The following is a 10624-nucleotide window of genomic DNA, read 5'->3' as shown; positions in this document are numbered from 1 at the left end:
CACAGCCCGCTCACGGGCCGGCGGCGACAGCGAACCGGCCCTGAAGCGTCCACGTCCGGCGCCCCTACCGTTCCCCGTCCGCTCGTGATGCGGCGTACTGGGCCCCGGACCACGGCTGCCTAGCCGCGCTATCCCGCCTGGTGCGGCACAGGATTGTCGCCTGGCGCCCGACCGGGCGCGGAGGATTGCGGCAGCGGCATGAGCCGGTAGAACACGGTGGCCACGAGATCGCGAGCGTACTGGGCGTCCAGGAGTCCGGGACGAAACAGGATGCGATACATCATCGGCGCCACGACATGGTCCATCACGATCTCCGTGTCGGGCGCGTGCTCTCCGCGCTCGGCGGCGCGAGCGAGGATGACCTCCACTTGCTCGACGGCGTAGGCGGAGCACTGCCCGGCATTGCTGCCGTCCGGGTCGCCTGCGAGGGCGTCCCGGATGTAGGAGCGGCCGACTCCCGACGACATCTCTTCGAGGAAGTCGACGGCCCAGTGCTCCAGGTCCGCGCGCAGGCTGCCGCGATCGGCCGGAGGTGTCTCGGGGCGCAGCCGCTCCACCGCGACATCCGCCAGCAATTCCTGCAGATCTCCCCAGCGGCGATAGATCGTGGACGGGGTGACCCCGGCACGCGCGGCCACGAGCGGGACGGTGAGGGCGGCGCGGCCCCGTTCGGTCTGCAGCTCACGAACGGCCGTGTGCACCGACTGCTGTACTCGAGCACTGCGCCCTCCGGGCCGCGCTGCTGGTCTTGGACTCATACCGCCATCTTAACGCAAAATCATTGCCAAACCCTTGGCGCACTTCGGCGGGCCACCGACATCAAGCCGCACCTCGACCCGCCGACCGCACACCCCGAAACCCCACGTGACCGCCTCTGCGTCACTCTCGAACCGTCCGACGCTTTGCACCCCTTCGACACCGAGCCCCCTCCTTAAAGCGCAGTATTTGCGTTAGCTCGCCATGAAGGCTACTCTCCACTAAGGCAAAGAAATTGCTTTAGCTCGATGGAAGGACACCATGTTCCGCGCCGCCCCGGGAGCACTCGCCTCCCGGATCCGACTGACCAGGCGCTCATCGTTCGCACTGGACGCATCGATCCTGGTCGCGCTGCTGGCCGCGTCCAGTGCCCCCACCCCGCTGTACGCGATCTACCAGGCCCAGTGGCACTTCTCTGCACTCGCTCTGACTGTCGTCTTCAGCGCATACGCCGTGGCCATGCTGCTGGCACTGCTGACGACCGGGTCCCTCTCCGACCATCTCGGCCGGCGTCCGGTCCTGCTAGCGGCGCTGATCGCCGAAGCAGTCGTCATGGTCGTGCTCGCCACCGCTGACGGCGTCGGGCAGTTGATCGCCGCACGTGTCCTGCAGGGCCTCGCGACCGGCGCCGCTACGAGTGCCGTGGGTGCGGCGCTGCTGGAGCTGGAACACCCCGACCGCTCAGGGAAGGCCGCCCTCACCAACAGTGTCGCTCCGGTCGCGGGCATGGCCGCCGGCGTACTGGGCGCCACCCTGCTGGTGAGCTTCGCCCCGGCACCCACGGTGACCGTTCACCTGGCCCTGTTGGCCGTTTTCGTCCTCCAGGCCCTCGCACTCGTCCTGACTCCTGAGACCGCTCCGCGGCGACCTGGCGCTCTGCGCTCGCTGCGCCCCGCGGTCAAGGTGCCGGCCTCGGCTCGCCGCGCGATGCTGCTCGCCGCGCCCAGCGTGGTGGCGGTCTGGGCTCTCGGCGGGTTCGCCTCCTCACTCGGTCCCGGTCTTGCCCGGCTCATCGACTCCAGCGTGCTTCCCGCCGTTAGCGGCCTGGTCTTCTTCGCTCTGACGGTGAGCGCCGTGCTGTCGGTATGGGGCATGGGCCGCTTCCGGGCCCACGTGATGGTCGCCACCGGTGCGGGCGCAGTGATCCCTGGAGTCGCACTGATGGTGCTCAGCATTCAGATCGACAGCTTGACCGCTCTGTTCGCCGGATCCGCCGTGGCCGGCGTCGGTTTCGGTGCCGTGTCTCAGGGCGTGCTGCGGACGATTCTGCCCCGCGTCACCCCGCAGGACCGAAGCGGCGTGCTCGCCGCCTACTACGTAATCAGCTACCTGGCCATGAGCGTCCCGGCCGTACTCGCCGGCCTCCTCACCGTCCGTTATGGACTGCTCACAGCGAGCGTACTCTTTGGCGGTGCGGTGGCCGCGCTGGGGGTCGCCGCTCTCGTCGCCGCCCTCGCACCCGGAGCGCGCACGTCCTGCGTACCACACCGCCGATCGGCCGTCGTGGCCACCGGCGGCCCCTCCGCCGCCCCGTCGACGTGCCCCCCGCTCCCGTCCCTGCCCTCCCCCCGCGCCTGACTCGCGTCCCTCGAAGGAGATCCCGCATGAACCCGCAAACCCCCTCTCGCACCCCCCACAACACGGCGCCGACCTGGACCGTGGGCGACTTCGTCGTACACCGCATCGACGAGACCGAGCTCCCCCCGCAGACCGGCCCCTGGCTGCTGCCCGAGGCGACGCCGGACATCGTGAACGACGTGCCGTGGCTCCGGCCGGCCTTCGCGGGCCACGACGGCATCCTGCACCTGGCCAGCCACAGCTTCGCCCTGGAGGTGGACGGCCTGCGTGTCCTCATCGACACCGGGATCGGCAACGGCAAGACCCGCGCCAATCCGGCCTGGCACAACCTCGACACCGACTACCTGCGGCGGCTCACCGACGCCGGCTTCGCACCCGAGACCATCGACCTGGTGATCCTGACCCACCTGCACACCGACCACGTCGGCTGGAACACCCGCGACGACAACGGCACGTGGGTTCCCACCTTCCCCAACGCAAGGTACATCGCCTCCACTACCGAGTGGGACTACTGGGCGGGCGTCGAGTTGGAGGCACCCCGCCAGCAGATGTTCGACGACTCGATCCACCCGATCCGGGACGCCGGCCTGCTCGACCTCATCGACGTTCCGGCGAGCACCGGCCTGGGCACCACGGGTGCCGAAGTGGCTCCTGGGATCCGGTTGTTCGCCACGCCCGGTCACACGCCGGGGCAGGTTGCGGTAGAGCTCCGAAGTGGTGACCGGGCAGCCGTCATCACCGGTGACTGCGTCCATCACCCCGTGCAGCTGCCGCATCCCCACATCACCAGTTGCGTGGACATCGACGCCGACCAGGCCACACGGACCCGCCACGCTCTGCTGGCCGCGCTCGCCGACACCGAGACGCTGCTCCTTGGCAGCCACTTCCCGCCGCCCACCGCGGGGACCGTCGTCACCGCCGAGACGAACTACCGCCTCGTTCCCGTCCCCGGACAGCACGCCTGAGCGCTCCGCTGGAAGCACAGTGATGAACCCGCGAGCCGGTGGGGGCTGGTCGCGCAGTTCCCCGCGCCCCCTCGCGGGGCGCGGTACCGCACTGGACTTCGCCAAGGCCGCTCAGGGCCTGTCCGCTGCACACCGTCCGCTCCCCGTCGGTGCAGTGCTGCCTACGAAGGCAGCGGCGCTCCCGGCGACAACCCCACAGCATGACAGCACACCCACCCACGGGCCGACTGCAGCAGAACTCACCCGCCGATGCCGGCCGGTCATCCTCAGACACCACGAGCGCACTCATGTTCCTCACCCCGCTTTCGAACCCGCAGACCTCCCCTGGAAGTCCAGTGACTCAGCAGCAGACCACCCGCCAGGCCGTCCTGGCACTGTCCCCGCAGGAGGCGTCAGTCCCTGTCCTGCGCCACTTCGCCGACGATCTGCTGCGGCACTGGGGGATCGCCCAGGACGACCGGCACTCCGCCCAACTCATCATCGGTGAGCTGGGAGCCAACGTCGTCCAGCACGGCCGTGCAGACATGACCATGCTGCTCACCCTCGATGAGACGGTGCTGCGCCTGACCGTCGCCGACTCCGGGCCCGTGGTGGCCGATCGGGCACCGCAGCCCACCGTCCCCGCCGACGAGCGCGGCCGCGGCATGGGGATCGTGGAGTTCCTCGCCGCATGGACGGAGGTGCGCGACAGTGATCAGGGCCGCCGAGTCCGCGTCGAGATGCATGTCCGCAAGCCTCAGGGGCACGAGGCGAATTCCACCCCCCTTGAATGCGGGCACCTCACCCGACGCGGGAGAGCCTGACCAAGCAAAAGCCGTACATCCCAGGCGAGTTGAAAGTCGGCGTTGGTACCCTGTTCCGCCGCACACATGATCTCGGGGACGCGTAAAAGCGCGGCAGACCCGCAGCCGAGTCGCTGCGTGTCGGAGCGCCGTCGTGGATCCGGTCCGGCGCAACGTGACGGTGGCGGGCCTTCAAGTGGAGTGCGTCTTCCGTGAGTTCAGCCTGCTGAGTCCGCGAAGTCCAACTCCTGATTTCCCCACGAGCCGACAACTACAACTGGGAGGCGTCATGACCAGTCCGAGCGGGAAGCAGGAAGAGAGAACCGGGAACAACAGAACCCGGAAAAATCGGGCCTATGACGTGGTGCTGTTCGGAGCGACCGGGTTCGTGGGAGCGCTCGCGGCCGAGTATCTGGCCGCTCACGCACCCGAGACACTTCGGTGGGCCGTTTCCGGCCGCGACCTGCAGATGCTGCGGGAGCTGAGGAAGCGGCTGGCGCTCCTGAATCCGGCGTGCGCGGAGCTGCCGCTCATTCATGCCGACGCGTCCGAACCGTCCTCGGTACGCGAACTCGCGGAGTGCACAGGCGTGCTCGCCACGGCCGCGGGCCCCTACCTCACCCTGGGACAGGAGTTGGTTGCCGCCTGCGCCGAGGCGGGTACCGACTACCTGGACATCACCGGGGAACCCGAGTTCGTGGATCTGACGTACATACGGCACGACGCGATCGCGCAGAAGACCGGAGCACGAATCGTACATGCCGCCGGATTCGACTCGATCCCCCACGATCTCGGAGTCCACTTCACGGTAAAGCAGCTCCCACAGGGCGTTCCCCTGCGAATCGACGGCTTTGTGCAGTGGGACGCGAGGATCTCAGGAGGGACGCTCAGTTCAGCCCTCAACCAATTCTCCCGGGGGCGGAAGATGATGGCGGCGCAACGTGAGCGAAACAAGATGCAGCCGCCGGTTCCGGGACGCACTGTGCGCTCATCGCCCGGAACACCACGCCATGCCAAGGAGATCGGCTGTTGGGCGCTTCCGCTACCGACGATCGACCCCCAGATAGTGCTGCAATCGGCACGGTCTCTTGAGCACTACGGCCCTGATTTCCAGTACCGCTGCTACATGGCGGTGCGGACACTGCCGATGGCGGTGGGCGGCGTCGTAGGTGCCAGTGCCATGCTGACGGCCGCTCAACTGCCGCCCGCGCGCCGCTGGCTGTTGCGTCGGCTGAAGCCGGGCACGGGGCCGAGTGCTGATCGCCGCGCGAAGAGCACGTTCGCCGTCCGGTTCGTCGGCGAAGGTGGCGGCCAGCGGGTGTTCACTGAGGTGTCCGGGGGCGACCCTGGCCATGACGAGACGTCCAAGATGCTGGCGGAGTCGGCCATGTGCCTGGCGCTGGACGATCTGCCGCAGACGTCGGGGCAGGTGACCACGGCCGTGGCGATGGGGGACACCCTGCTCGAGCGGCTGCGGGCTGCGGGGATCTCCTTCCGGGTGACGACTGGGCACCAGCTCGACTGACTGCCGGTTCCCAGGTCGTGCCTGCCCGGCGAGTGGCCTCACCGTGCGGGCCGACGGCTGCTTCGCCGGGCAAGCGGTGTGCGAGCACCTGACCCACGAGCCCGGTGTCCAGCCCGCGGTGTCCGGTCCTCGCCCCGCTGTCATGCCTTCTACGCGTCGAAGGAGGCGAACATGTCGAGCAGCGGCTTCGGCGCGCACTCGTCGAAGATGACCTCAAGTCCCTCCGCGGACTGCCGCGCGGCCTCTTCGCCACGAGGGAAGAGCTGTGCCTCGTAGGCGGACAGAGCAGCCTCGGTGTCTCCGGGGTGCTCGACCAGGCACCGACCCAGGTCGGCGCCATCGATCAGGGCGAGGTTGGCGCCCTCACCGGCGAACGGGGACATAAGATGCGCCGCGTCACCCAACAGGGTCACGCCGGGCACGCGCGTCCAGCGATGGGCCACGGGCAGGGCGTGGATCGTCCGGGGCACCGCGGGGCCGTCCGCGTCTGCGATCAGCCGCTGCAGTTCGGGAGCCCAGCCGGAGAAGTGCTCCAGCAGCGCGGCCTTGACGGCCGGGACGTCGGTGAAGTCGAGTGTGGCGAGCCAGTCCTCGGGCGCGCGCAGAGCGGTGTAGATGTGCAGGCTGCCATCGGATTCGCGATGGCCGAGGAAGCCCTTGTCGTCGCCGAGGGCGAAGAACATGCCGCAGCCGAGCAGCCGCGCGGCGTCGGGGTGACGGACCTCGGCGTCCATGAGGTCGAGCTCCACGAAGGAGATCCCGGTGTATGCGGGTACGGCGTCCGACAGCAGCGGCCGGACACGTGACCAAGCTCCGTCTGCACCGATCAGCAGGTCCGTGGTGAAGGACCCACCGTCGGCGAGCACGACCTCTTGGCGGCCCTCGCCCTGCGGGCGGGCGACGGTGACCTGCGCGTTCCACCGGACGGTTCCTTCCGGGAGGGAGCTGAGCAGGAGTGCGCGCAGGTCACCGCGGTCGATCTCGGGCCGGCCGCCAGAGCCGTCGTCGGCTTCGTCGCGCAGGACGCGGGCGTGCTTGTCGAGGATCCGCAGGGCCTCGCCGCCGCGGTGGATCTTGGCCAAGAAGTCCTCGTGCAACCGCGCGACATGCAGTGCGGCCTGACCGGTCTCGGCGTGGATGTCGAGCATGCCGCCCTGGGTGCGGGCGTGTGCGGAGGCCTCAAGGTCGAAGACGGTGGCTTCGATGCCGTTGACGTGCAGGACGCGGGCGAGCGTCAGACCGCCCAGTCCGGCCCCGATGACGGCGATGGGGTGGTGAGGAGTACGGGTCATGGTGGTGCTCCCTTTCGTTTCGAAGAATTGGCGGGCGCCGGGACCACATCAGCGCCCCTCAGTCAGGTGAGAGAATCGGCCGGGACCTTACCCTCGGCTTTTCGGGTGTCGGACCCGACGGTCGGGTTGCCCCACGGCTGTGTCTGCCGATCCGGCGACCGTCATGTCACGCATCGTTGACATCTGCTCGCTCGTCGTCGAGCTACTCCCCGAGCCGCCCACGCATGACTCAGTCGGCGAGTGGCGCCGTCACGAGCTGCCGAACCTGTGGGGCCGCGTTGAGGCGGCAGGCCTCACGATGTTCACCAGCTCACCGGAAGTTCGGCCAAGGCGCCGGAAAGCAGGTCGTTTCGGATGGTCAGCGCCTCGACCGGTACCGCCAGACGCATTTCAGGAAAGCGCCGCGTGAGATGGGAGAGGACGATCTGCAGTTCCAGGCGGGCCAGGGGCGCGCCGATGCAATAGTGCGCGCCGTGCCCGAAGGTCAGGTGCGCGGTCGTGTCACGGGCGATGTCGAAGCGGTCCGGCTCGGGAAAGACGGTCTCGTCGTGGTTGGCCGCACTGATGTCCAGGAGGACGAGATCGCCGGTGCGGATGGTGACGGGCCCGACGTGGATGTCGCCGCGGGCATAGCGCAGCAACCCGCCACTGGCCTTGCCCGGGGCCCGTAGGGTCTCTTCGACCGCCGAGACCACCAGGTCGGGGTCATCCAGCAGTGACTCCCGTTGTTCCGGGTTGGTCAGGAACAGCAGCACGCCCAGGCCGATCTGAACGACCGTCGTGGCATGCCCCGCGAACAGCAGCACCATGGCATACCTGGAGATCTCGTCGTCAGTGAGTCCCTCGGTCGCGCAGAGACCTGAGATCACGTCATCACCGGGATTCTCACGCTTGAGAGTCACCAATTGCTGACCGTACGCGTACAGCTGCATCAGCCCCCGCTCCGAGAGGGCGTGATCGTGAACATCGCACAGCTCTCGGACCCACCCCCCGAACTGCGCGCGATCCTCGTAGGGCACTCCGAGGAGTTCACAGATCACCATGACCGCCAGCGGAGCCGCGAGAGCCTCATTGAGGTCGACGGGTTGCGGCCGGCCCGCCATGGCGTCGAGAAACTGTGTGGTCATGGTCTTGACCCGGGAGCGCATCGCACCTGTCCGCCGTGGTGAGAAGTACGGCTTAAGCAACGAGCGCATCCTGGCATGGTCCTCCCGCTCCGTGGCGAAATTGCCCGATGGCCCGCCGAGCAGCGCGGAATCGCTCACCCGAGCCGCGTTCTCGGGGTCGGGGTGGGAACGTCCCAACCGGTCGCCCGCCAGCAGGCGGCGCACCTCGCGGTGGTCGGTGATCAGCCACGCCTCATCGCCCACACGGGTACGGATCCGATGAATCGGTCCTTGCTGCTTCAGCTCGTCCAGGAGCGGCGGCATCCGCAGTGGATGCGGCTGCTCGAACGGCAGATGGATCGAGTCGGTCACAAAGCCCTCCAGTTGATGAACCCTCGGATGTGCGGTCAAGGGCTGGTGGGGGATGCCGCCCGTCACGGACGCGCAGGGAAGTGGGTCCGGTCGAGGTGCTCCTGCCACTTGCGGACGGTGAGTGCCTGGAGCTCCTTGACGGCAGGGTTCAGCTCCGGGACAGGCAGATGGAAGAACGCCTCGTACGCCTCCTGTTCGGCTTCGACAGCCACCCGATCCTGTTCGAGCACCCGTCGGATGTGCATCCTGTCGGCCAGGCGCAGAAGCACCTTGACCAGGAAGCAGGGCATGCGCATCGGCAGCAACGGCAGCCGGAAGAAGTCGCGGGAGAAGGCGAAAAGGAAGAAGACCCGCGTCGTCCGTTCGTCGATCGGCAGGACGAAGCACCACTCCTTGAGGTTCTTCCCGGTGTCGCTCCACTGGAAGGGATACTCGTAGCACAGAGTGATCGCACCGGTGTCGACGCGGCGTTCGTTTACGAAGACCTTCGACAGGCGGCTGCCGCCGACCTTCGTGCGGTAGCTCAGCCGTACCGAGTCGGGTCCCGGCTCCAGACTCGTCAGCAAGGTGTCCAGGGAGAACGGCTCATATTTGCGGTGCAGATAGGCGTGAGTGAAGTCGCTGACGTTGTCCATGATGACGGAGTGGTGTGCGCGCACGGTGAACTCGTCGATCACGTGGGGCCAGGCGTCTCCACCTTCCAGCTCCGCGAGTTCGGGGATACCGCGGGCCTCGGCCAGTTCGGGGTTACCGGGGAAGAGCCAGATCAGCTGATACCTGGTGCGCACTGGGTAGCTCCGGATCCGGGTCTTCGGTACCGGCCGCCCGAACAGGTCGTGGGGAATATCCGCGACCCGGCCCTCACCGTCATGTGACCATCCGTGGTAGAGGCAGACCAGGTTGCACCCCTCGACCTGTCCCGCTGAGAGCTTCAGCTGCCGGTGCGCGCAGCGGTTGTCGAGCGCGCGGAGCGTGCCGTCGCTGCCTCGGAACAGTGCCATGGAGCGGCCCCAGAAGGAGACCTCCACCACTTTTCCGCGGGCGACTTCACGGTCGAGGGCCACGGGGTACCAATAGTCGGGGTCCATGCCTGACGCCCGGGTGCGCTGGTGCCGGGTCCGCGCGGTCTCGAAGTCCGGCGGCGCCAGTGTTCCGGCATCTTCGCTGCGTGTGCTCATCGTGGTTGCTCCTTTCACGGTGTGCCGTACGGGACTTCGCGAGACGCGGTACGACCACGGGGTTGGATCAGGCCCCTTCGCACGAAGTCGTCGTAGGCTTCGCGGACCGCGTCCGCCACGGAGGTTGGCCGAAAGCCGAGCTCGGTGCGGGCCTTCGTGCAGTCGGCCCGCCGGCTCAAGGTGAGGACCCGCACCGCGGCCGGCGTGAAGAGCTGCTGCCGCTCCGGTGAAAGCCGGGCGAGAACCGGGCTGGAGAACCTGCTGATCCCCGTCACCAGGCGCGGCGGGAGGCGCAGCCGCGGGCGGCGCGCGCCGGTGAGCTGTTCCAGCAGGGCCATGAGCTGGTCCATCGACAGGTATTCGCTGCTGAAGAGATACCGGTCGCCCGGCCGTCCCGTCTCCATGGCCAGGACGTGGCCGGCTACGATGTCACGCGAGGCCACGGCCTCGAACCCCCCGGGGAGGTAGCCCGGCAACCGGCCATGCGCGAAGTCGCACATCAGCTTGCCCATGCGGGACGGCATGAAGTCGTGGGGTCCGAGGATCCCGCACGAAATAGCGAGGATGGTGTCGAGTCCTGCGGCGAAGGCACGCAGGGTCTCCAACTCCACCAGCACTTTGGTGTGCGCATAGGCCGTGTGCGCCTCGAACGGGTAGAACGGCGTGCTCTCGTCGCACGGCGCACCGGGAACGTCGCCCACGGCCCCGAACGACCCGGTGACGACGACACGTTCGACGTCCTCTGCGCGTGCGGCTTCGAGCACGTTCCGGGTGCCCAGGACGTTGACTTCATGGATCTCGCGTTCGCCACCGGACACGGTCGAGATCTTCGCCGCACAGTGGTAGACGCGCCTGCAGCCGCGGACCGCCGCGCGGACGGCGGCAGGGTCGCGCAGGTCCGCGTATGCGCGCTCGATGGCCAGACCGGCGACGGCCGCCTCGTCGCTGCCCGGACGAAGGAGAACGCGTACGGTGTCGCCGGCTGCAACCCGGTCCCGCACGAGATTGGCACCGAGGTGTCCGGTGGCACCGGTGATGAGAACCTTGTCCATCAGTTCGGCATGCCTTCC

9 protein-coding genes are annotated in these 10624 nt (G+C 68.1%); 4 read left to right on the top strand and 5 right to left on the bottom strand.

What is annotated here, in order from left to right:
• Positions 1 to 128: 128 nt before the first annotated feature.
• Complete coding sequence (locus ACIQWG_RS40690) at positions 129 to 758, bottom strand: TetR/AcrR family transcriptional regulator (protein WP_404106175.1); 630 nt, start codon at positions 756 to 758, stop codon at positions 129 to 131.
• Between the two features lie 259 nt (positions 759 to 1017).
• Here ACIQWG_RS40690 and ACIQWG_RS40685 point away from each other — a divergent pair, with 259 nt between their 5' ends.
• The 4 genes from ACIQWG_RS40685 to ACIQWG_RS40670 all read left to right on the top strand — a co-directional run bounded on the left by ACIQWG_RS40685 (position 1018) and on the right by ACIQWG_RS40670 (position 5606).
• Positions 1018 to 2334 (top strand): MFS transporter, encoded by a 1317-nt coding sequence (locus ACIQWG_RS40685; protein ID WP_404106172.1) that lies wholly within the window; start codon positions 1018 to 1020, stop codon positions 2332 to 2334.
• 26 nt (positions 2335 to 2360) lie between these two features.
• Positions 2361 to 3299, top strand: a complete 939-nt coding sequence (locus ACIQWG_RS40680) for an MBL fold metallo-hydrolase (protein ID WP_404106170.1) — start codon at positions 2361 to 2363, stop codon at positions 3297 to 3299.
• A gap of 335 nt (positions 3300 to 3634) precedes the next feature.
• Positions 3635 to 4102 carry an ATP-binding protein gene (locus ACIQWG_RS40675; protein WP_404106167.1) on the top strand — a complete coding sequence of 156 codons (468 nt, stop codon included), beginning with the start codon at positions 3635 to 3637 and terminating at the stop codon, positions 4100 to 4102.
• 268 nt (positions 4103 to 4370) lie between these two features.
• Entirely contained in the window at positions 4371 to 5606 is a 1236-nt protein-coding gene (locus ACIQWG_RS40670; RefSeq protein ID WP_404106164.1) for a saccharopine dehydrogenase family protein, read from the top strand.
• Between the two features lie 149 nt (positions 5607 to 5755).
• On the opposite strand, the gene ACIQWG_RS40665 is transcribed toward ACIQWG_RS40670, so the two are convergent.
• The 4 genes from ACIQWG_RS40665 to ACIQWG_RS40650 all read right to left on the bottom strand — a co-directional run bounded on the left by ACIQWG_RS40665 (position 5756) and on the right by ACIQWG_RS40650 (position 10606).
• Positions 5756 to 6898: an FAD-dependent oxidoreductase gene (locus ACIQWG_RS40665; RefSeq protein ID WP_404106161.1), complete on the bottom strand. Its 1143-nt coding sequence runs from the start codon at positions 6896 to 6898 to the stop codon at positions 5756 to 5758.
• Positions 6899 to 7200: 302 nt separating this feature from the next.
• Positions 7201 to 8376, bottom strand: coding sequence for a cytochrome P450 (locus ACIQWG_RS40660; RefSeq protein WP_404106158.1), 1176 nt, complete (start codon positions 8374 to 8376; stop codon positions 7201 to 7203).
• A 62-nt stretch (positions 8377 to 8438) separates the two neighbouring features.
• Positions 8439 to 9554 carry a Rieske 2Fe-2S domain-containing protein gene (locus ACIQWG_RS40655; protein WP_404106156.1) on the bottom strand — a complete coding sequence of 372 codons (1116 nt, stop codon included), beginning with the start codon at positions 9552 to 9554 and terminating at the stop codon, positions 8439 to 8441.
• 14 nt (positions 9555 to 9568) lie between these two features.
• Positions 9569 to 10606 carry an NAD-dependent epimerase/dehydratase family protein gene (locus ACIQWG_RS40650; RefSeq protein ID WP_404106154.1) on the bottom strand — a complete coding sequence of 346 codons (1038 nt, stop codon included), beginning with the start codon at positions 10604 to 10606 and terminating at the stop codon, positions 9569 to 9571.
• Positions 10607 to 10624 lie beyond the last annotated feature (18 nt).

Source organism: Streptomyces sp. NPDC098781 (assembly GCF_044759995.1).
Classification (GTDB): domain Bacteria; phylum Actinomycetota; class Actinomycetes; order Streptomycetales; family Streptomycetaceae; genus Streptomyces.
This window is presented reverse-complemented; position numbering and strand designations above follow the sequence as displayed.